This is a genomic window from Buttiauxella agrestis ATCC 33320, assembly GCF_000735355.1.
In the GTDB taxonomy this organism is placed as follows: domain Bacteria; phylum Pseudomonadota; class Gammaproteobacteria; order Enterobacterales; family Enterobacteriaceae; genus Buttiauxella; species Buttiauxella agrestis.
Genome location: NZ_JMPI01000063.1, coordinates 134,958 through 156,478, shown reverse-complemented (window position 1 = coordinate 156,478; position 21,521 = coordinate 134,958). Strand labels below are relative to the sequence as shown.

The window sequence follows — 21,521 nt, the reverse complement described above, 5'->3', positions numbered from 1 at the left end:
AGGCCAGCGCTTTTGCTATGTAATGCCGCATCAGATGAGGCCTTAGGGTGTTTTGGCAGTATATCTTCACCAAACGGAGTTAACACAAGGATGCGATTAACGACGAAACTTTCTGCTTTTATGACACTACTGACCGGCCTCGCGATTTTTGTGACGCTCGTCGGTTGTTCATTAAGCTTCTTCAATGCGATGCACTTTAAAGTTCATCAACGCGTGGTTGCGGTTGCCACCATTATTGATAACGAACTGGTTTCAAGTTCCCCGCAAGATTTGATCAAACGCCTCAACGAAGTGATGGTCCCCATTGATATCACCGAGGTCGATTTCAAAATAGGCGATAACACCGTTTATCAACATCAACTGGCCCAAACCTATAGCTTGTTGGGAAACAGCTACAGTTTTCGCACCGTGACCGTTGAGCTAATGAAGCATCCAGGGACGTTTCTGAGCCTGACATATCGCGATCCGGTGGCGAATTACTACAACTCTTTATTCACGACAGTCCCCCTTTCTATCACGGTCGGCTTCATGCTAATCGTGCTGTTCTTTGCTATTCGCTGGATGAAAAAGCAACTCGCCGGGCAAGAGTTACTGGAGGATAGGGCACGCCGTATCCTCAACGGTGAGCGCGGCGTTGGGGCGCGTGGTTCGGTGCTGGAATGGCCGCCTCAAGCCAGCAGCGCACTCGATTTGCTGCTATCCGATCTACAGAATGCCAGCGATCAACGGAGCAGAATGGATACGTTAATTCGTGCTTTCGCCGCCCAGGATGCGAAAACTGGCCTGAACAATCGTCTGTTTTTTGATAACCAACTGGCCACTTTACTTGATGAGCAAGAACAAGTTGGTGCGCACGGGGTGGTGATGATCATTCGTTTGCCGGACTTTGATACCTTGCATGAAACGTGGGGGCGAAGTGCAGTAGAAGAATATTTGTTTACCATTATTAATATGCTATCGACATTTGTGATGCGCTATCCGGGTGCTTTGCTGGCACGCTACTTCCGCAGCGATTTTGCCGTTCTGTTACCGCATCGCACATTAAAAGAAGCCGATAGCATCGCCAGTCAGCTATTAAAAGCCGTTGATTCGTTACCGCCGACACGGATGCTCGACCGTAATGACATGATGCACATCGGTATTTGCGCCTGGCGTAGTGGGCAAACCAAAGAACAAGTGATGGAGAATGCAGAGGTGGCGACGCGAAACGCTTCCTTGCAGGGAACCAACGGTTGGTCGGTGTATGACGATACTTTGCCTGAAAAAGGGCGCGGCAACGTTAAATGGCGTACGCTCATTGAGCAAGTCTTGCAGCGTGGTGGCCCACGATTTTATCAAAAGCCGTCGGTTAAGCGCGATGGCTATGTGCACCACCGTGAAATCATGTGTCGAATTTTCGACGGCGAGCAAGAAGTGCTGGCGGCGGAATATTTGCCGATGGTGAAACAGTTTGGTTTATCGGAGCAATATGACCGACAAACCATTGCACGTTTGTTACCGTTAGTCGGTTTCTGGCCAGAGGAAACGCTGGCAATTCAGGTCTCTGTCGAATCATTAATTCGCGTACCCTTCCAGCGTTGGCTGCGTGATGCACTGATGCAGTCAGAAAAATCTTTACGCCGACGTATTCTTTTTGAACTTGCAGAGGCAGATGTTTGTCAACACATCAGCCGTTTACAACCTGTGGTTCGTTTAATCAAAGCGCTGGGAGCCAGAATTGCTGTGTCTCAGGCCGGTTTGACCGTAGTCGGTACGTCTTATATTAAAGAGTTGGATGTTGAGTTGATAAAACTGCACCCAGGGCTTGTGCGAAACATTGAGAAACGAGCCGAAAATCAGCTGTTTGTTCAAAGCCTGGTTGAAGCATGTAACGGGACTCAGACGCAAGTTTTTGCGGTGGGAGTAAGAACTCGAAGTGAATGGCAGACACTGGTGGAGAAAGGCGTGACGGGTGCTCAGGGCGATTTATTTGCCGCCTCACAACCCCTCGATAGCAACGTGAAAAAATATTCGCAAAGATATTCGGTTTAACCTGCCGTTTATAAATATTTCACGTAGAATAACGCGCGCTGCATCTCAAGGGGGCGAATACGCCTGCTGACCAGATTGTTGAAGCACGAAATGAACCCAGTTTGCTTCCTTGCACTGTTCGTTTAACCTACAGCGTTTGTTTATTTCCTCTGCATTTTGGGGATAAACGTGTCGAAGGTGTAACAGTCGTAGTAAACTGCACAATTTTTCACCATTGCAGAACATTTTTGCGCCTTGTCGCTGCAATGAGTGGTTGGTAAAGTAAGCGGATTTTGTTTCCGCCCCAGCTTTCAGGATTATCCCTTAGTATGTTGAAAAAATTTCGTGGCATGTTTTCCAATGACCTGTCCATTGACCTGGGTACCGCGAATACCCTGATTTATGTAAAAGGACAAGGCATCGTATTGAATGAGCCATCGGTCGTGGCCATTCGCCAGGATCGTGCCGGTTCACCTAAAAGTGTTGCGGCCGTAGGCCATGATGCTAAACAGATGCTGGGTCGTACCCCTGGCAATATCGCAGCTATCCGTCCGATGAAAGATGGCGTTATCGCCGATTTCTTCGTGACCGAAAAAATGCTGCAACACTTCATTAAACAAGTGCATAGCAATAGCTTTATGCGCCCAAGCCCGCGCGTTTTGGTGTGTGTGCCAGTCGGTGCAACTCAGGTTGAGCGTCGTGCAATCCGTGAATCCGCTCAAGGCGCTGGTGCTCGTGAAGTCTTCCTGATTGAAGAGCCAATGGCTGCGGCTATCGGTGCTGGCCTGCCAGTTTCTGAAGCAACCGGTTCTATGGTTGTGGATATCGGTGGTGGTACAACTGAAGTTGCCGTTATCTCTCTGAACGGTGTGGTTTACTCCTCTTCCGTTCGTATTGGTGGTGACCGCTTTGATGAAGCCATCATTAATTATGTGCGCCGTAACTACGGTTCACTGATTGGTGAAGCAACCGCTGAACGTATCAAACACGAAATCGGTTCTGCTTACCCAGGCGATGAAGTGCTTGAAATCGAAGTTCGTGGTCGTAACCTGGCTGAGGGTGTTCCACGCGGCTTTACCCTGAATTCCAATGAAATCCTCGAAGCCCTGCAAGAGCCATTGACGGGGATCGTGAGTGCGGTGATGGTTGCACTGGAGCAGTGTCCGCCAGAACTGGCGTCCGATATCTCTGAGCGCGGTATGGTTCTGACCGGTGGCGGCGCATTGCTGCGTAACCTTGACCGTCTGCTGATGGAAGAAACAGGCATTCCGGTAGTAGTTGCAGAAGATCCATTGACTTGCGTAGCCCGTGGCGGCGGCAAGGCACTGGAGATGATCGACATGCACGGCGGCGACTTGTTCAGCGAAGAGTAATCAGCCGCACGTAAGGGGCAGTCATTAAGACTGCCCTTTCTTGCTGGCCCTGGAATACGCATAGCCTATGAAGCCAATTTTTAGCCGTGGCCCTTCGTTACAGTTTCGCCTGATTTTGGCGGTGCTGGTGGCGATTGGTGTAATGATTGCCGATAGTCGCCTGGGTACGTTCAGTCAGATTCGAACGTATATGGATACTGCCGTCAGCCCTTTCTATTTTGTCTCAAATGGTCCCCGTGAATTGCTCGACAGCGTCTCGCAAACACTGGCATCACGCGACCAGCTAGAACTCGAAAATCGTGCACTGCGTCAGGAGTTGATCCTGAAAAACAGCGAATTACTGATGATGGGTCAATATCGTCAGGAAAACGCACGCCTGCGCGAACTGCTTGGCTCACCGTTGCGTCAAGACGAGCAAAAAATGGTGACACAGGTTATTTCAACCGTTAACGATCCTTACAGTGACCAGGTGGTTATTGATAAAGGCAGCGTCAACGGAGTTTATGAAGGCCAGCCTGTCATTAGTGATAAAGGGGTTGTTGGGCAGGTTGTCGCGGTAGCGAAACTCACTAGCCGCGTTTTGCTGATCTGCGATGCGACCCATGCGCTGCCTATTCAGGTTCTGCGTAATGATATTCGTATTATTGCGGCGGGTAATGGCTGCACTGACGATCTGCAACTGGAACATTTGCCGGCTAACACTGACATCCGCGTAGGCGATGTGTTGGTGACGTCGGGCTTGGGTGGTCGTTTCCCGGAAGGTTACCCTGTGGGTGTCGTTTCTTCGGTGAAACTGGATACTCAACGTGCTTACACCGTGATTCAGGCACGCCCAACCGCTGGCTTGCAACGTCTGCGTTATCTGTTGCTGTTATGGGGCGCGGATCGCGAAGGGAAAACCCCGATGCCACCGGATGAAGTGCATCGTGTTGCCAATGAGCGTTTGATGCAAATGATGCCGCAGGTTTTACCTCCGGCTGATTCTGTTGGCCCGCCAGCTCCGGCTCCTGTACCACCTCCGGCAACGGGAGTGGTACAGACTCCTGCGGTGAACTCCGGTTCTCCTGCTCCTGCGACCCAGGGAGGGGAGTAGTGGGAAGTTATCGTAGCCAGGGGCGTTGGGTAATCTGGCTCTCTTTCCTTATCGCCTTGCTATTACAAGTAATGCCCTGGCCTGACGATTTGAAAGTCTATCGTCCGGACTGGGTTTTACTGATCCTGCTGTACTGGATATTGGCATTGCCGCACCGCGTAAATGTGGGCACAGGTTTTGTGGTGGGTGCCATACTGGATCTGATCAGTGGTTCCACCCTTGGCGTGCGGGCGTTGTCTCTGAGCATCGTTGCTTATCTGGTGGCGTTGAAATATCAGCTATTCCGTAATCTGGCGCTTTGGCAACAGGCTCTGGTCGTTATGCTGTTGTCGCTGATGACGGATGTCATTGTTTTCTGGTCTGAGTTTTTAGTCATCAACGTCTCTTTCCGTCCGGAAATCTTCTGGAGTAGCGTCGTGAATGGCGTGCTCTGGCCATGGATTTTCTTGCTGATGCGTAAAATTCGCCAACAATTTGCTGTGCAATAGGATTTAACATGACATCTTTGTATCTTGCATCGGGTTCCCCACGTCGTCAGGAGCTTCTGACGCAGTTGGGCGTCTCATTTGAGCGCATTATTACCGATGTTGAAGAACAACGACTTAATCATGAAAGCGCGCAACAATATGTTGTACGCCTGGCGCGTGATAAAGCGCGTGCGGGCGTGGCGCTTGTACCCCGCGATTTACCTGTTTTGGGTGCAGATACTATTGTTATCTACAACGGCAACGTGCTGGAAAAGCCTAAAGATGAACAACATGCAGTTGCAATGCTGCGAATGTTGTCCGGCAACCAGCATCAAGTCATGACGGCGGTAGCGCTGGCAGATAGTGAATCGTTGCTGGATTGTCTGGTGACGACTGAAGTGACATTTCGTGCATTATCAGAACAAGATATCGCCGGTTACGTTGCCAGCGGTGAACCTATGGATAAAGCAGGTGCATACGGTATTCAAGGGCTTGGTGGCTGTTTTGTCAGGAAGATTAATGGCAGCTATCATGCAGTAGTCGGTTTACCGCTAGTTGAAACCTATGAATTGCTGAGTAATTTTCACGCATTGCGTGATGGACGAGGAAAACATGACGGCTGAATTATTAGTCAACGTGACCCCATCGGAAACTCGGGTGGCTTACATTGATGGTGGAATACTGCAAGAGATTCATATTGAACGCGAAGCACGTCGCGGGATCGTAGGGAATATCTACAAAGGTCGTGTTAGCCGGGTGCTTCCGGGTATGCAGGCGGCATTTGTAGATATTGGCCTTGATAAGGCAGCGTTTCTCCACGCTTCTGACATCATGCCGCATACCGAATGTGTGGCAGGTGAAGAGCGAAAAAACTTCACAGTACGTGACATCTCAGAATTAGTTCGTCAGGGCCAGGATTTAATGGTGCAAGTGGTGAAAGACCCGCTGGGCACCAAAGGTGCACGTCTGACAACTGACATCACGCTGCCTTCCCGCTATTTGGTCTTTATGCCGGGCGCTTCGCACGTGGGTGTTTCTCAGCGTATTGAAAGCGAAGCCGAACGTGAGCGCCTGAAGCGCGTCGTTAATGCCTATTGTGACGAACAAGGCGGGTTCATTATTCGTACCGCGGCTGAAGGCGTCTGTGAAGACGATTTAGCGTCAGATGCGGCATATTTAAAGCGTGTCTGGACGAAAGTCAGCGAGCGCAAAAAGCGTAACAAAACCCGCTGCCAGCTTTACGGTGAATTGGCGCTGGCACAGCGTGTGCTGCGTGATTTTGCCGATGCGGCACTCGACCGTATTCGCGTCGATTCCCGTCTGACTTACGACATGCTGCTGGAATTCACCGCAGAATACATGCCGGAAATGCACGAAAAAATTGAACACTACAGCGGTCGTCAGCCTATTTTTGACTTGTTTGACGTTGAGAACGAAATTCAGCGCGCGCTGGAACGTAAGGTCGAGCTGAAATCTGGCGGCTATTTAGTGATTGATCAAACGGAAGCGATGACCACCGTTGATATCAACACCGGTGCTTTTGTCGGCCATCGCAATCTTGACGATACTATTTTCAACACCAACATCGAAGCGACTCAGGCGATTGCCCGCCAGTTACGTTTGCGTAATCTGGGCGGCATTATCATTATTGATTTCATTGATATGAGTAATGAAGACCATCGCCGACGTGTGCTGCATTCGCTCGAACAGGCGCTGAGTAAAGACCGGGTCAAAACCAGTATCAATGGTTTCTCACAGCTTGGTCTGGTTGAAATGACGCGCAAACGTACTCGTGAAAGCGTTGAACATGTGCTTTGCAATGACTGTCCAACCTGTCATGGGCGCGGCACCGTGAAAACGGTCGAGACAGTCTGCTATGAAATTATGCGTGAAATCGTGCGTGTGCATCATGCTTATGATTCCGATCGTTTCCTGGTTTATGCATCACCTGCCGTAGGGGAAGCGCTGAAAAGCGAAGAGTCCCATTCGCTGGCAGAAGTGGAAATTTTTGTCGGTAAACAAGTCAAAGTGCAGATCGAGCCGCTCTATAATCAGGAGCAGTTCGACGTTGTTATGATGTAACTCGCTGCACGGATAGTGCAGTTTTGAGTTCCGCCCCGGCGGTAGATAAGGAGATATACGTGAGGCGACTGCCCGGCATTTTGCTATTCACTGGCGCTACGCTTATCGTTATCGTCGCACTGCTGGTGAGTGGTCTGCGGCTGGTTTTGCCGCATCTCGATGCCTGGCGGCCAGCGCTACTCGATAAAATCGAAGCCATGACAGGCACGCCTGTCGATGCCAGCCAGATAAAAGCAAGCTGGGAGAATTACGGCCCGACGCTCGATGTGCGCGATATCAAAGCGGGCCTGAAAGACGGCGGCGAAATGAGCGTAAAACGCGTCACGTTAGCGCTCGATCTCTGGCAAAGCCTGCTGCATGCGCGTTGGCAATTTCGCGATCTCACTTTTTATCAATTGCAGCTGCGCACCAACACGCCGCTGAGCCAAAACAAAAGCGACAGTAAATTCGAACCAGGCCAAATCAGCGATCTCTTTTTACGCCAGTTCGATCACTTTGATCTGCGTGACAGCTCGCTGAGTTTCTTGACCCTTTCCGGCCAACGCGCCGAACTCGCAATTCCACAACTCACCTGGCTCAACACAAAAAATCGCCACCGCGCAGAAGGGCTTGTGAGCTTGTCGAGCTTTACCGGTCAACATGGCCTGGCAAAAGTGCGCATGGATTTGCGTGACGAAAACGGTTTGCTGAATATTGGCAAGGTCTGGTTGCAGGCTGATAACGTCGATGTGAAACCGTGGCTTGGCCGCTGGATGAAAGATAATGTCGATTTGCAAACCGCTGAATTCACTCTTGAAGCCTGGATGGATATCAAAGATGGAGACATTTCCGGGGGCAACGTCTGGCTGAAACAAGGCGGCGCAAGTTGGGCGGGGAAAAGCACTTCGCATCAGTTGTCTGTTGATAATTTAATGGCCCACGTTAATCGTTCTGACGCGGGCTGGAACCTTGCTGTTCCTTCCACCAATATCACGCTTGATGGCAAAACCTGGCCAAAAGGCTCGCTCGCCCTGGCGTGGATTGCTCCACAAAATGTCGGCGGGAAAGAAAGCACTCGCAGTGACGAATTGCGCATTCGTGCAACAAACATGGAGCTGGAAAGTTTCACCGGCTTGCTGCCTATCGCTGAGAAAATTTCACCAGACCTGGGCGAGATTTGGACCACTCTGAAACCGCGCGGACATATAGACGTGCTGGCGGTTGATATTCCTCTCCAGCAAACCGAAAACACGCGTATGCAAGGGCGCTGGAAAGAGGTCAGTTGGAATCAATGGAAGATGTTACCGGGCGTTGAGCATTTCTCTGGCTCGATTACAGGAAGTGTTGGTCATGGGCAACTGAATGCGCAGGTTCTGGATGCCAAAATGCCTTATGAAGGTGTGTTCCGTGCACCGCTGGAAATTGAACGCGGTGTCGCAACCCTTGAATGGCAGAAAAATGCCGAAGGTTTTCAGCTTGATGGTAAAAACCTTGATGTTAAAGCACGCTCGGTTTGGGCTGCGGGTGATTTCCGTTATTACCAGCCGAAGGATGGCGATCCTTGGTTAGGCATTCTGGCTGGAATTAGCACGCATAATGGCGCAGATGCCTGGCGTTATTTCCCTGAAAACCTGATGGGCAAAGAGCTGGTGGATTACCTCAGCGGCGCGATTCAGGGGGGCGAGGCGGATAATGCGACGCTGGTCTACGGCGGCAACCCGCATCTTTTCCCTTACCTGCACAACGAAGGCCAGTTTGAAGTCTACGTTCCACTGCGTAATGCAAAGTTTGCCTTCCAGCCGGACTGGCCTGCATTAGAAAACCTGAATATTACTCTCGATTTCATTAACGACGGTCTGTGGATGAAATCTGATGAAGTGAAACTGGGCGGCGTGACCGGGCGTAACCTTACGGCGATTATCCCGGATTACTCTAAAGAAAAGCTGTTGATTGATTCTGATATCAGCGGCCCAGGGAGTGCGGTTGGCCCGTACTTCAAAGACACGCCTCTTAAAGATTCGTTATCAGCCGCTCTTGATGAGCTCCAGATTGGAGGCGATGTGAATGCTCGCTTACATCTGGATATTCCGCTTGATGGCACCATGACAACGGCAAAAGGCGATGTTCAGCTCAACAACAATACTTTGTTGATAAAACCGCTATCCAGCACCCTGAGTAATCTGACGGGCAAGTTCAGCTTTGTGAATGGCGACCTGAACAGTGAACCGCTGAAAGCAACGTGGTTTAATCAGCCTATAACCATTGATTTTAATACCAAAACTGGTGACAAGGATTACCAGATTGGGGTTAATTTGCTGGGCGACTGGCAGCCAACAAAAATGGGCATTTTGCCTGAGCCTATCAATAAAGAGTTGAGCGGTAACATTCCATGGAAAGGTGATGTTGCGATAAAACTCCCTTACCGTGGTCAGGCAACTTATCAGGTCAATGTCGATGCGGATCTGAAAAATGTAAGTAGTCACTTACCTGCACCTGTCGATAAAGCAGCGGGTCAGCCCCAGCCGTTGAAAGTCGCGGTAAAAGGTGACCTGAATAGCTTTAATCTGACTGGTAGTGCTGGTGCAAAAAATCATTTTTCCAGCCGTTGGTTACTCAATAAAAAGCTCACGCTTGATCGGGCTATTTGGGCTTCAAATAGCCAGACCACTCCGCCTTTGCCTGAGAACTCGGGGTTGGAACTCGATCTCCCTGCAATGAACGGTGCGCAGTGGCTGGCGCTGTTTAGCCAGGGAGCCGCTGATAGCGTCGGTAATTCAGCCTCATTCCCGACGAATGTCACCTTGCGAACCCCGTCTTTGACGCTTGGCGGCCAGCAGTGGAACAACCTGAGTCTGGTTTCCCATGCAATACCGGGCGGCACGCGTGTTGAAGCGCAAGGCCGCGAAGTGAATGGCTCTCTGACGATGCAAGATAATGCACCGTGGCGCGCAGCTATCAAGTATCTCTATTTCAACCCTGACTGGAATAGCGGCTCCACCAAATCAGCCAGCCATCCACTCCTTGATGAACGTGGTTCAATTGATTTCCGGTCCTGGCCTGATGTGCAACTGCGTTGCGCTGAATGCTGGTTAATGGGGCAAAAATTTGGACGCATGGAAGCTGACTTTGCGTTCAAAGGAAACACCCTGGAATTAGATAATGGTTTAGTGGATACGGGATTTGCGAGGCTAACCGGCTCCGGGCAATGGGTTAATAGCCCGGCTGAAGAACGTACCTCTATAAAAGGTAAACTTCATGGCGGCAAACTGGATGCAGCGACTAACTTCTTCGGCGTTAAAACACCGATTCAAGGTTCGTCGTTCGACGTCGATTATGATTTGCACTGGCGCGATAAACCCTGGCAGCCAGATGTGGCGACATTAAACGGTATCCTGCACGCCAAATTAGGCAAGGGTCAGATTGCAGATCTCGGCACGGGGCATGCCGGGCAATTATTGCGTCTGGTCAGTGTCGATGCGTTGATGCGCAAGCTGCGTTTTGACTTCAGCGATACTTTCGGAGATGGCTTCTACTTCGACTCGATTCGCAGCACGGCGTGGATTAAAGACGGTCAGTTACACAGCGACGATACGCTGGTGGATGGCCTGGAAGCGGATATCGGCTTGAAAGGTTCCGTGGATTTGGTTCGACGACGTCTTGATGTCGAAGCGGTTGTGGCACCTGAAATTTCCGCGACTGTCGGCGTTGCGACTGCCTTTGTGGTTAACCCAATTATCGGGGCTGCTGTGTTTGCTGCCAGTAAAGTGTTGGGGCCGCTGTGGAGCAAAATCTCCGTGCTGCGCTACCACATCACCGGTCCAGTAGACCAACCGCAAATCAATGAAGTGCTTCGCCAGCCAAGGGTTAATGACGCTAAGTGATTTGACGCGGAACATTAATTGCCGCAAGCTCAATAGATATCTCCAATTGATAGACAAATAAGAGTAGCGAAACGATGAGTCTGAACCTGGTAAGTGAGCAGTTGCTGTCTGCGAATGGCTTAACCCATCAAGATCTTTTTTCCATTTTGGGACAATTGTCCGAGCGTCGTCTCGACTATGGCGATCTCTATTTCCAGTCCAGTTATCACGAATCCTGGGTGCTGGAAGACCGCATCATTAAAGATGGCTCTTATAACATCGATCAAGGTGTTGGCGTGCGTGCCGTTAGCGGCGAGAAAACCGGTTTTGCTTATGCCGACCAGGTCAGTCTTTTAGCGCTGGAACAAAGTGCCCATGCTGCGCGAAGCATTGTGCAGGAAAAAGGGAATGGTCGTGTCCAGACTTTAGGTGCGGTGCAACATAGCGCGCTTTATACCAGTGCAGATCCGCTGCAAAGCATGACGCGTGAAGAGAAGCTCGACATCCTGAAACGTGTTGATAGCGTGGCTCGTGCGGCAGATAAACGCGTTCAGGAAGTCACGGCCAGCCTGACTGGCGTCTATGAATTGATTCTGGTGGCGGCAACTGACGGCACTCTGGCGGCAGATGTTCGCCCTTTGGTACGACTTTCTGTCAGTGTTCAGGTTGAAGATAACGGCAAACGCGAGCGCGGTTCTAGCGGCGGCGGCGGTCGTTTCGGTTATGAATTTTTCCTTGAAACCATTGATGGCGAAGTTCGCGCTGATGCCTGGGCGAAAGAAGCTGTGCGCATGGCGCTGGTGACTCTTTCTGCCGTCGCAGCTCCAGCGGGCATGTTCCCGGTGGTGCTTGGCGCAGGCTGGCCAGGCGTTCTGCTGCATGAGGCGGTAGGCCACGGTTTAGAAGGTGATTTTAACCGTCGTGGGACTTCCGTATTCAGCGGTCAGATGGGCCAGTTGGTTGCTTCTGAACTGTGTACCGTTGTTGATGATGGCACCATGGCAAACCGCCGGGGTTCAGTCGCCATTGACGACGAAGGCGTTCCGGGTCAATACAATGTGTTGATTGAAAACGGCGTGCTGAAAGGCTACATGCAGGACAAACTCAATGCTCGCCTGATGGGTGTTGCGCCAACGGGGAATGGCCGTCGCGAATCTTATGCGCACTTGCCAATGCCGCGCATGACTAACACCTACATGCTGGCAGGTAAGTCGACGCCGCAAGAGATCATTGAATCCGTGGAATACGGTATTTATGCCCCGAACTTTGGTGGCGGGCAGGTTGATATCACATCCGGTAAATTTGTGTTCTCAACATCCGAAGCGTATCTCATCGAAAATGGCAAAGTCACAACGCCAGTTAAAGGTGCAACGCTGATTGGCTCCGGCATCGAAACCATGCAGCAGATTTCGATGGTCGGTAATGACCTGGCACTGGATAACGGCGTCGGTGTGTGCGGCAAAGAAGGGCAGAGTTTGCCTGTCGGTGTCGGCCAGCCAACGCTTAAAGTCGATAACCTGACGGTTGGCGGCACAGCGTAATACTCTACTTTCGATAGTCATAAACTGCCGGGTTAATCCCGGCAGTTTTATTTTCAATACTGCCCATTTTACCCCACGTCTTTACCGCGTCCTTTGTTGTCGCGTACCCCTTGATAAAGATGCGAAACCTTCACGAAATACTCGGTCAGGTAGTTAATACAAACTTGTACTTTCAGAGGCAGCTTATCTTTTTCGGTATACAGTGCGTACACCGGACGAGGATCGGATTGATAGCTCGGCATTAAGATCTCAAGCGTCCCTTCATTGATCTCATCGATCACCCACATCAGCGGAACGTAAGCGATCCCGGCACCTATTTTTAACCAACGGCTTAACGTCATGGGATCGTTGGTGACGAATCGCCCTTGCGGGATCATCTTCGTGGTAAGCCCTTCGGGCGCGATCAACTCGAATTCATTGTGCGGGCGAATGCTGTATTCAAGCCAGGAATGACTGGCAAGATCGGCGGGCTTTTCTGGCGTGCCGTTTTGTTGCAGATAACTTTTAGCGGCACAAATTACCATCGGCATCGATCCGAGGCGTGTGGAGAACAGGCTTGAATCCTGCAAAGCACCGACACGAATAACCACGTCCAGGCCATCGGCAATCAGGTCCGGCGCTGGGATTCCCGTCACCAGGTTTACCGTCAATTCCGGGTATTCTTTGAGCATGTCTGCGGTCATGGACGCGAGGACATTTTGTGCCATAGTTGAAGAACTGCCGATACGTAGCGTTCCGATGGGCGTGTTGTTGAAAGCATAAAGCTGCTCATGTACTGCTTGCGCTTCATGCAGCATTTTACGGCAGCCAAGAAAGTATATTTTACCGGCCTCGGTTAGCCCAATGCTGCGTGTGCTGCGGTTTAGCAACTTAACTTGCAACTCGTCTTCGAGTTTTGAAACCGTTTGGCTGATGGACGACACGCTCATTTCAAGCTGTCTGGCCGCGGCGGTAAAAGAGCCAAGTTCGACAACTTTGGCGAAAACCGACATGCGCTTAAGTCTTTCCATTGTTCACTCTGAGTGAAAAGTGATTTAGATCACAGATTATAGATAACGGGCTAACTATTGCGGTAATATATTATTAACAACACGACCCGTATCATTCGTTTGCTCAGCATTCCTGGCTGTCCCAGGGTTTGTGTCTTCTGTATTTTCTGCAAGGTTAACATGAGTCTATTTCCCGTTATCGTGATATTCGGTCTTTCTTTTCCGCCGATATTCTTCGAGCTGATTTTATCGCTGGCGTTGTTCTGGTTGGTTCGCCGTCTGCTGACTCCGACGGGAATTTATGATTTTGTCTGGCACCCGGCATTATTTAACACAGCGCTTTATTGCTGCCTGTTTTATCTGATCTCGCGCCTGTTTGTTTGAGGTTGATGTGAAAGCACTTACAACAAAAATGATCCGCACTGCCATCACACTAATTCTGGTGCTGCTGGCTTTCATCGCTATCTACCGCGCCTGGGTGTTTTATACCGAATCACCGTGGACGCGTGACGCCCGCTTTACCGCAGACGTTGTCGCGATTGCACCCGATGTCTCCGGCTTAATTACCGATGTGAAGGTCCACGACAACCAATTGGTGAAGAAAGATCAGATTCTCTTCACTATCGATCAGCCTCGTTATCAGAAAGCTTTAGAACAAGCCCAAGCCGATGTTTCCTACTACCAGGTTTTAGCTGGCGAGAAACGCCGTGAAGCCGGGCGTCGTAATTCATTAGGCACGCAGGCAATGTCGCGTGAAGAAATCGAACAGTCCAACAATGTGCTTCAGACGGTTTTGCATCAGTTAGCCAAAGCTGAAGCAACCCGTGATTTAGCCGAACTGGACTTGCAACGTACCATCATTCGCGCACCAGCAGAAGGTTGGGTAACTAACCTGAATGTGTATACCGGTGAGTTTATTACCCGTGGCTCAACCGCTGTGGCGCTGGTCAAACGTGGCTCTTTCTACATTCTTGCCTACATGGAAGAAACCAAGCTTGACGGTATTCGCCCAGGATACCGGGTGCAAATTACACCGCTTGGCAGTAATCGTATATTACGTGGAACGGTCGATAGCCTTTCGGCCGGGGTGACGAATGCCAGTAGCACCAGAGACAGTAAAGGTATGGCGACTGTTGATTCCAATCTCGAATGGGTGCGCCTGGCGCAACGTGTGCCGGTACGCATTCACCTTGATGAGCAACAGGCAAATCTCTATCCCGCCGGGACAACGGCAACCGTCGTGGTAACAGGGGATAAAGACAGAAATACTGACCACGAATCGGTATTCATTAAACTCATGCATCGTTTGCGTGAGTTCGGTTAAGCGTAGGTCGATATGTATTATATTTCGCGGTTACATTTGCGCTTCGCCTTCAAATTGGCTTTTGCCATCGTGCTGGCGCTATGGGTAGGGTTTCATTTTGAACTGGAAACCCCGCGCTGGGCGGTGCTGACGTCCGTGTTGGTCGCCGCGGGGCCTGCTTTTGCGGCGGGCGGTGAACCCTATTCTGGAGCGATTCGCTATCGCGGAATGCTGCGTATTGTAGGCACATTTATTGGTTGTTTCGCCGCGTTATTCATCATCACCACACTGATTCGTGCCCCGGTCGTTATGTTGCTGGTGTGCTGTATCTGGGCCGGATTTTGCACCTGGATTTCGTCGCTAGTTAAAGTCGAAAACTCTTATGCCTGGGGTCTTGCGGGCTACACCACGCTGATTATTATTGTCACCATTCAAGCCAATCCTCTGGTGGCACCGCAGTTTGCCGTTGAGCGATGCAGTGAAATTGTCATTGGTATTGTTTGCGCCATTATTGCCGACTTAATTTTCTCCCCGCGTTCGATTAAAAAAGAAATCGATCGTCAACTTGATAGCTTGCTAGTGGATCATTACCGCCTGATGCAGTTGTGTATTGCGCATGGCGATAAAGAACAGGTCGATAAGGCCTGGGCAAGCCTGGTTCAGCGCACCACTGTGATTGAGGGAATGCGCGATAACCTGAAGATTGAATCTGCTCGTTGGGGACGTGCGAACCGCCGCCTGAAAGCACTGAATGCGGTTTCTCTGGCCTTGATTACTCAGGCGTGTGAAACCTTCCTGATTCAAAATACGCGCCCTGAATTTGTCACCCCTGAATTTCGCGAGTTATTTGAAACGCCGGTAGAAACAGCTGCGGATGTGCATCAGCAGTTGAAAGTTATCCGCAAAGTCGTATCTTTCGCTGGTGAGAAATATACCCCTGTCACCATCCGTAGTTGGGTTAACGAGGCGACGCGCTATTTAGTGCTGAAACGGGGTGTTATCAGCAATACTCGTATCAATGCGATTGAAGAAGAGATTTTAACCCAGGAAGTGGTGGTAAAAGTGCAATCAGCTGAAGGCCACCACGCGATGATCAACTTCTGGCGTACCGCCATTTCTTGCCTGTTGGGCTGCTTGTTCTGGCTTGCTACCGGTTGGACATCCGGTAGCGGTGCCATGGTCATGATCGCGGTGGTCACATCGCTCGCTATGCGTTTGCCGAACCCTCGCATGGTGGCGTTAGATTTTCTCTACGGAATGCTGGTGGCGTTGCCGCTGGGGGGACTCTATTTTCTGGTCATCATTCCCGCGACACAGCAAAGTATGGTGCTGCTTTCTATTAGCCTTGCGTTACTGGCGTTCTTTATTGGTATCGAAGTACAGAAACGGCGGTTGGGTTCGATGGGGGCGCTGGCCGGGACAATTAACGTTATCGTGTTAGATAACCCCATGACGTTTCACTTCAATACATTTTTGGATGGCGCGTTGGGGCAAATTATTGGCTGTTTCGTGGCATTGATGGTGATACTCATCATCCGTGATAATTCGAAAGCCCGAACGGGTCGCACGCTGTTGAACCAGATTGTCTCTGCGGCAGTTTCCGCATTAACAACCAACAAGGCTCGCCGCAAAGAAAACCATCTGCCCGCGCTGTATCAGCAGCTTTTCTTACTGCTGAATATGTTCCCGGGTGATATCCCGCGTTATCGCCTGGCGCTGACATTAATCATTGCGCACCAGCGTCTGCGTGATGCACCGATACCGGTGAACGACGATCTTTCGGCATTCCATCGCCAACTGCGCAAGACAGCAGACAAAGTGACTTCGGCCTCCAGCGATGACAAAAAGCAGCGTTACTTCAAGCAATTGCTGGAGGAACTGGACATCTACCAGGAAAAATTGCGTATCTGGGAGGCGCCATTACAGGTCACCGAGCCGGTACGGCGATTAGCCGAGGTGCTGCATAAATACCAGCACGCATTCATCACTGCCTGACCCGAGCCGACGCCATGCGTCGGCTTTTTTGTATCTATACTTACCAGATGCCCAATTCATAACAGGAGAAAACTATGACAAATCAGGCACTCCAGGACAGTGAATTATTTAACACCGGTTATCTGGTCAATGGTGAATGGCGCAAACTCAGCGCAACCTTTGACGTTCTCAACCCGGCTACCGGCGAAGTTGTCGCGAAAGTGGCAAAAGCCGGTAAAAAAGAGGCGGAAGAAGCGATTGCCGCTGCGGCTAAAGCTTTCCCTGCATGGCGTGCAAAAACCGCCAAAGAACGTTCCACGATTCTCTATAAGTGGTTCCAGTTAATTATTGAGAACAAAGCCTGGCTCGGGCGCTTAATGACCACAGAACAAGGCAAACCGTTGAAAGAGGCGGAAGGCGAAGTCGAGTATGCCGCAAGCTTTATCCAGTGGTTTGCCGAGCAAGCCAAGCGTGCAAATGGTGAAATTATTCCTCCGGCGAACCCGGTTCACGAATTTTAGCCACCCGGGAGCCTATCGGCGTAGTTGCGGCTATCACGCCGTGGAACTTCCCGATGGCAATGCTGACTCGCAAGCTCGGCCCGGCGCTTGCAGCGGGTTGTACCGGCGTGATTAAACCTGCTAATAACACTCCGCTGTCTGCATTTGCATTGCTGGCTCTGGCGAAGAAAGCCGGTGTCCCGGATGGTGTACTCAACGCCGTGGCGGGGAATACGCAAGAAATTAGCGATGCAATTATGGCCAGCCGCGACGTTCGCAAAATATCATTCACCGGTTCCACTGCAGTGGGTAAAACCCTGGTGCGTAATGCGGCTGAAACAATGAAAAAGGTGTCGATGGAACTTGGCGGCAATGCGCCGTATATCGTCTTTGAAGATGCTGATATTGACGAAGCCGTGAAGGGGGCTGTCGCGAATAAATTCCGTAATGCAGGCCAGGTCTGCGTTAGCGTTAACCGTTTCTTTATTCAGGAAAAGGTCTACGACCAGTTCGTCAACACACTCGCGGATGCCGTTAAAGCCCTGAAAGTGGGTAATGGTCTTGAAGAAGGCGTTGTTGTAGGGCCATTAATTGAAAAATCTGCGGTCGATAAAGTCCGTGAACATGTTGAAGATGCGCAGGCGAAGGGCGGAAAAGTGCTGGTAGGCGGGAAGAGTCATGAATTGGGTGGCAACTTCTGGCAACCAACGGTGATAGTGGATGCCACCGATGATATGAAACTCGCGCAGGAAGAAACCTTTGGCCCGTTGGCCGCCTGCTTCAGTTTCAAAACGGAAGAGGAAGTGATTGAGCGAGCGAATAACACACTATTTGGTTTAGCGGCCTACTTCTATACTCAGAATCTGGCCCGCGTATTCCGCGTCTCGCAAGCGATTGAAAGCGGGATGATTGGTATCAACGAATGCGCCGTTTCGACCGAGCTGGGGCCGTTTGGTGGTGTGAAAGAATCCGGACTGGGTCGGGAAGGTTCCGTGTTAGGTCTGGATGAGTTTCTGGAAGTCAAAACCTTGCATATTGGCGGGCTATAGTCACCACAATGCTAATGGGTTAGGTGGCAATCTATGAAAAAATACACCTTTGATTTTAGTCAGATAGAAGATCAGCCGGGATTCTATCGCCACTTTATCCAGGTTTTTCAACTTGAGAAAAAACAGGTTCACGATCTCGATAGTTTGTGGGATGTCGTCGTTGGGGATATTTTGCCGCTCCCGGTAGAGATTGAATTTGTTCATCTACCAGAAATGCAAAGGCGGCGGTATGGCGCTTTGATTTTGCTTTTTGACGAAGCGGAAGAGGAGCTGGAAGGGCAATTGCGGTTTAACGTGCGTGGCTAACGCTGATTTAAACCCATAAAAAAGCCCCCGCGAGCGGGGGCAAAGTCGCCAGATTTGACGACGAGGGTTTATTTATACAGTTCAGCGGTGGCGTGCCAGGTATCGCCCGAACGTGCTTCGGTAATGCGATAAGCTGAGGCACCTTCCTGAGTTGCTTTCTGTGATAATTCATGACGCATATCCATTGGCGCGCTACCCACCTGGCTTACTGAAATACTGCCCATGGACTGCATGTTTTGAGCTTGTTCGTTAGTGACCTGATGCGCGGCTGCATTAGCGCCGAAAGAGATCACGGAGAAAAGGCTAAGTGCTGCGATGGTTAATTTGGTTTTCATGATGTCTACTCCTGAATAAGTTTTTCAACGACCGGAAGGGCTTAACTGCATTTATTGTTCTTGGGGTCGTCATTTTGTTTAAACGGTATATCACTATTATTTATGGCTAACTTCTTATGGCTAACGACTGTTATTTGTACAGCTCAGCAGTTGCGTGCCATGCATCGCCAGAACGTGCTTCGGTGATACGGTAAGAAGAAGCACCTTGCTCTTCAGCTTTTTTATTCAACATCTGGTGCATATCCATTGGTGCGCTACCTACCTGGCTTACAGAAACGGAACCCATTGACTGAAGGTTCTGCGCTTGTTCAGCGTTGATAGAAGTGGCTGCGAATGCACCAAATGACAGCATTGAAAGCAGGCTAGCGGCTACTACTGTTGATTTCATGTTCATGGTTTTTACCTCGTCGTATTCTTTTATTTGGGTCTTCATTTCGTGACCCTCATCACAAAATCAAGTATACACTAATAACTCACAAAATTAATACCCTGCTAATTATTCTCTATGAAACTTTACAATAATAGAGGCTTTGGTTATTACGTAAAGTTATTAAAAATGGATGTATATTGCTATTTTTGTGTTAAATATAAGTAAAAACAATGAGATGCCAGATTTTGATTTTTTGTGCGGTTTATCACATAACTGGCTGATGCAAGCGAGATTTAGGCTTAGAAAGAAGGTAAAACCGGGATTTACTGACAATGGATGTGAGCAGGGGGATTGTTACGGAAGTGTTGTTCCCGTTGTTCATTCACAACGGGAATGGAGTATTAACGCTTACAGTTCTTGTTCAAACAGCACCAGAATCGCTTCATACAATTCTTTCACGGTAAAGTTTTTCGCGGGAGTGGTGAAGATAGTGTCATCCCCGGCAATGGTTCCCAGAATGCCTTCCGCTTTACCTAAAGAATCCAGCAGGCGCGCAATAAGCTGCGCAGCACCAGGACTGGTATGAATGACCACAACGGCATCGTTGTAATCAATATCCAACACCAGATTTTTTAGCGGGCTGGAAGTGGTTGGCACGCCAAGCTCTGCCGGTAAGCAATACACCATTTCCATTTTTGCGTTGCGGGTACGCACGGCGCCGAACTTTGTCAGCATGCGAGAAACTTTGGACTGATTAATATTTTCAAAACCATCGTTTTGCAATGCATGGACGATCTCGCCCTGAGAACTGAATTTCTCTTCTTTTAATAGTGCTTTGAATGCTTTGACTAATTCTTCTTGTTTTGAGGAAATACGCATAGGTTACCCATTTAAAGGTCAACAAAGATAACATTATTATGCATTTAAATGAATTATTATGCAAATTAATGGCAGGTTGTCAGCCTGAAATAATGTTATGAAAGAGGCGGATTTTATCAAATTTTGTTATCGAGGAACATGCCTTCGTCACGACTCGAAAATATGTAGGTAAGTAAATCAAATGTTATCAAAATGATGTTGTTTTGCTGCGTAGGGAGGGGTAATGTAACCGCCGTTGATGTGACAACATCAGGTTGTGACCGGGCGCTCAGGCGTCGTTTCCACCCGGTGAGTAAATGCAGCAGTAACGCTTCAGGAATGCGTAACTTCGCAAACCTTAAGCGGGAAGATTGTAATTACCCCTTCTCTGGATTATGGTCGCCACCGCATGGAGTTACGGCACCTATTTGCTAACCATAATAAGGAGTTTAGGATGAAAGTTGCAGTCCTCGGCGCAGCAGGCGGAATCGGCCAGGCGCTTGCCCTTCTACTCAAGACCCAACTGCCTTCAGGTTCAGAACTCTCTCTGTATGATATTGCACCGGTAACCCCAGGTGTTGCAGTCGATCTGAGTCATATCCCTACTGATGTGAAAATTAAAGGTTTCTGCGGTGAAGATGCTACACCAGCGCTGGTGGGTGCTGATGTCGTGCTTATCTCCGCCGGTGTCGCTCGTAAGCCAGGTATGGATCGCTCTGACTTGTTTAACGTCAACGCGGGAATCGTTAAAAATCTGGTTCAACAGATTGCTAAAACTTGCCCGAAAGCCTGTATCGGTATCATCACGAACCCGGTGAATACCACTGTTGCTATCGCAGCTGAAGTGCTGAAAAAAGCAGGTGTGTACGATAAGAACAAACTGTTTGGCGTGACTACGCTAGACATCATCCGCTCCAACACCTTTGTTGCGGAACTGAAAGGCAAACAGCCGACCGAGATCGAAGTCCCTGTCATCGGTGGCCACTCTGGCGTGACTATTCTGCCATTGCTGTCTCAGATCCCAGGCGTAAGCTTCACCGAGCAAGAAGTTGCTGACCTGACTAAACGTATCCAGAATGCGGGTACTGAAGTTGTGGAAGCGAAAGCGGGTGGCGGGTCTGCAACTCTGTCAATGGGTCAGGCTGCTGCACGTTTTGGTCTGTCTTTGGTGCGTGCGCTGCAAGGCGAAAGCAACGTGGTTGAATGTGCGTATGTAGAAGGTAACGGCGAGCACGCTCGTTTCTTCTCTCAGCCATTGCTGCTGGGCAAAAACGGAATCGCGGAGCACAAGTCTTACGGCAAACTGAGTGCGTTTGAGCACCAGGCGCTGGAAGGCATGCTGGATACTCTGCAGAAAGACATTACCCTTGGCGAAGAGTTTGTTAACAAATAAACCCTGCGCTTAAGCGAAAAAAACCGGAACATTGCTTCC

17 protein-coding genes and 1 pseudogene are annotated in these 21,521 nt (G+C 49.9%); 14 read left to right on the top strand and 4 right to left on the bottom strand.

The features are described from left to right. Positions 1 to 90: 90 nt before the first annotated feature. The 8 genes from csrD (at position 91) to tldD (ending at position 12,405) form a co-directional block, all read left to right on the top strand. Positions 91 to 2,031, top strand: a complete 1,941-nt coding sequence (csrD, locus tag GBAG_RS18295; protein WP_034498908.1) for an RNase E specificity factor CsrD — start codon at positions 91 to 93, stop codon at positions 2,029 to 2,031. A gap of 308 nt (positions 2,032 to 2,339) precedes the next feature. Further along, positions 2,340 to 3,383 carry a rod shape-determining protein MreB gene (mreB, locus tag GBAG_RS18290; RefSeq protein ID WP_034498906.1) on the top strand — a complete coding sequence of 348 codons (1,044 nt, stop codon included), beginning with the start codon at positions 2,340 to 2,342 and terminating at the stop codon, positions 3,381 to 3,383. Positions 3,384 to 3,450: 67 nt separating this feature from the next. Then, positions 3,451 to 4,476: a rod shape-determining protein MreC gene (gene mreC, locus GBAG_RS18285; RefSeq protein WP_034498904.1), complete on the top strand. Its 1,026-nt coding sequence runs from the start codon at positions 3,451 to 3,453 to the stop codon at positions 4,474 to 4,476. After that, complete coding sequence (gene mreD / locus GBAG_RS18280; protein ID WP_034498903.1) at positions 4,476 to 4,964, top strand: rod shape-determining protein MreD; 489 nt, start codon at positions 4,476 to 4,478, stop codon at positions 4,962 to 4,964. Before mreC ends, mreD begins: the two co-directional genes overlap by 1 nt. Before the next feature lie 8 nt (positions 4,965 to 4,972). Next, positions 4,973 to 5,566 (top strand): Maf family protein, encoded by a 594-nt coding sequence (locus GBAG_RS18275; RefSeq protein ID WP_034498901.1) that lies wholly within the window; start codon positions 4,973 to 4,975, stop codon positions 5,564 to 5,566. Beyond that, on the top strand, positions 5,556 to 7,025 hold the full coding sequence (rng, locus tag GBAG_RS18270; RefSeq protein WP_034498898.1) for a ribonuclease G: 1,470 nt from the start codon (positions 5,556 to 5,558) through the stop codon (positions 7,023 to 7,025). Before GBAG_RS18275 ends, rng begins: the two co-directional genes overlap by 11 nt. A 59-nt stretch (positions 7,026 to 7,084) precedes the next feature. Further along, entirely contained in the window at positions 7,085 to 10,885 is a 3,801-nt protein-coding gene (gene yhdP, locus GBAG_RS18265; RefSeq protein ID WP_034498896.1) for an AsmA2 domain-containing protein YhdP, read from the top strand. A 74-nt stretch (positions 10,886 to 10,959) separates the two neighbouring features. Further along, positions 10,960 to 12,405 (top strand): metalloprotease TldD, encoded by a 1,446-nt coding sequence (gene tldD / locus GBAG_RS18260; protein WP_034498895.1) that lies wholly within the window; start codon positions 10,960 to 10,962, stop codon positions 12,403 to 12,405. Positions 12,406 to 12,473: 68 nt separating this feature from the next. On the opposite strand, the gene aaeR is transcribed toward tldD, so the two are convergent. Continuing rightward, entirely contained in the window at positions 12,474 to 13,415 is a 942-nt protein-coding gene (gene aaeR / locus GBAG_RS18255) for an HTH-type transcriptional activator AaeR (RefSeq protein WP_034498894.1), read from the bottom strand. A gap of 159 nt (positions 13,416 to 13,574) precedes the next feature. On the opposite strand from aaeR, the gene aaeX reads away from it, so the two are divergent. The 5 genes and pseudogenes from aaeX (at position 13,575) to GBAG_RS18230 (ending at position 18,526) form a co-directional block, all read left to right on the top strand. After that, positions 13,575 to 13,778, top strand: a complete 204-nt coding sequence (aaeX, locus tag GBAG_RS18250) for a p-hydroxybenzoic acid efflux pump operon protein AaeX (protein WP_034498893.1) — start codon at positions 13,575 to 13,577, stop codon at positions 13,776 to 13,778. A 28-nt stretch (positions 13,779 to 13,806) separates the two neighbouring features. After that, the gene (gene aaeA / locus GBAG_RS18245; protein ID WP_410374053.1) at positions 13,807 to 14,718 is read left to right on the top strand and encodes a p-hydroxybenzoic acid efflux pump subunit AaeA; all 912 of its coding nucleotides are present in this window, start codon (positions 13,807 to 13,809) and stop codon (positions 14,716 to 14,718) included. Positions 14,719 to 14,730: 12 nt separating this feature from the next. After that, the gene (gene aaeB / locus GBAG_RS18240; protein ID WP_034498891.1) at positions 14,731 to 16,692 is read left to right on the top strand and encodes a p-hydroxybenzoic acid efflux pump subunit AaeB; all 1,962 of its coding nucleotides are present in this window, start codon (positions 14,731 to 14,733) and stop codon (positions 16,690 to 16,692) included. A gap of 74 nt (positions 16,693 to 16,766) precedes the next feature. Further along, positions 16,767 to 18,220 (top strand): annotated as a pseudogene (locus GBAG_RS18235) (NAD-dependent succinate-semialdehyde dehydrogenase). Positions 18,221 to 18,253: 33 nt separating this feature from the next. Continuing rightward, positions 18,254 to 18,526, top strand: coding sequence for a barstar family protein (locus GBAG_RS18230; protein ID WP_034498890.1), 273 nt, complete (start codon positions 18,254 to 18,256; stop codon positions 18,524 to 18,526). 68 nt (positions 18,527 to 18,594) lie between these two features. On the opposite strand, the gene yhcN (GBAG_RS18225) is transcribed toward GBAG_RS18230, so the two are convergent. From yhcN (GBAG_RS18225) to argR, 3 genes are all read right to left on the bottom strand, one after another. Continuing rightward, positions 18,595 to 18,861: a peroxide/acid stress response protein YhcN gene (gene yhcN / locus GBAG_RS18225; protein ID WP_034498889.1), complete on the bottom strand. Its 267-nt coding sequence runs from the start codon at positions 18,859 to 18,861 to the stop codon at positions 18,595 to 18,597. A gap of 130 nt (positions 18,862 to 18,991) precedes the next feature. Then, the gene (gene yhcN, locus GBAG_RS18220) at positions 18,992 to 19,255 is read right to left on the bottom strand and encodes a peroxide/acid stress response protein YhcN (RefSeq protein WP_034498968.1); all 264 of its coding nucleotides are present in this window, start codon (positions 19,253 to 19,255) and stop codon (positions 18,992 to 18,994) included. Positions 19,256 to 19,639: 384 nt separating this feature from the next. Then, complete coding sequence (gene argR, locus GBAG_RS18215) at positions 19,640 to 20,110, bottom strand: transcriptional regulator ArgR (RefSeq protein WP_034498888.1); 471 nt, start codon at positions 20,108 to 20,110, stop codon at positions 19,640 to 19,642. Positions 20,111 to 20,543: 433 nt separating this feature from the next. On the opposite strand from argR, the gene mdh reads away from it, so the two are divergent. Beyond that, positions 20,544 to 21,482, top strand: a complete 939-nt coding sequence (gene mdh / locus GBAG_RS18210; RefSeq protein ID WP_034498887.1) for a malate dehydrogenase — start codon at positions 20,544 to 20,546, stop codon at positions 21,480 to 21,482. The last annotated feature ends 39 nt before the right edge of the window (positions 21,483 to 21,521 follow it).

Coding starts and splice junctions, on each gene's coding strand:
- aaeA (WP_410374053.1), top strand. CDS start 13,807: ATGATCCGCACTGCCATCACACTAATTCTGGTGCTGCTGGCTTTCATC.
- tldD (WP_034498895.1), top strand. CDS start 10,960: ATGAGTCTGAACCTGGTAAGTGAGCAGTTGCTGTCTGCGAATGGCTTA.
- csrD (WP_034498908.1), top strand. CDS start 91: ATGCGATTAACGACGAAACTTTCTGCTTTTATGACACTACTGACCGGC.
- aaeR (WP_034498894.1), bottom strand. CDS start 13,415: ATGGAAAGACTTAAGCGCATGTCGGTTTTCGCCAAAGTTGTCGAACTT.
- mdh (WP_034498887.1), top strand. CDS start 20,544: ATGAAAGTTGCAGTCCTCGGCGCAGCAGGCGGAATCGGCCAGGCGCTT.
- aaeX (WP_034498893.1), top strand. CDS start 13,575: ATGAGTCTATTTCCCGTTATCGTGATATTCGGTCTTTCTTTTCCGCCG.
- mreC (WP_034498904.1), top strand. CDS start 3,451: ATGAAGCCAATTTTTAGCCGTGGCCCTTCGTTACAGTTTCGCCTGATT.
- GBAG_RS18230 (WP_034498890.1), top strand. CDS start 18,254: ATGAAAAAATACACCTTTGATTTTAGTCAGATAGAAGATCAGCCGGGA.
- yhcN (WP_034498968.1), bottom strand. CDS start 19,255: ATGAACATGAAATCAACAGTAGTAGCCGCTAGCCTGCTTTCAATGCTG.
- aaeB (WP_034498891.1), top strand. CDS start 14,731: ATGTATTATATTTCGCGGTTACATTTGCGCTTCGCCTTCAAATTGGCT.
- rng (WP_034498898.1), top strand. CDS start 5,556: ATGACGGCTGAATTATTAGTCAACGTGACCCCATCGGAAACTCGGGTG.
- GBAG_RS18275 (WP_034498901.1), top strand. CDS start 4,973: ATGACATCTTTGTATCTTGCATCGGGTTCCCCACGTCGTCAGGAGCTT.
- argR (WP_034498888.1), bottom strand. CDS start 20,110: ATGCGTATTTCCTCAAAACAAGAAGAATTAGTCAAAGCATTCAAAGCA.
- yhcN (WP_034498889.1), bottom strand. CDS start 18,861: ATGAAAACCAAATTAACCATCGCAGCACTTAGCCTTTTCTCCGTGATC.
- mreB (WP_034498906.1), top strand. CDS start 2,340: ATGTTGAAAAAATTTCGTGGCATGTTTTCCAATGACCTGTCCATTGAC.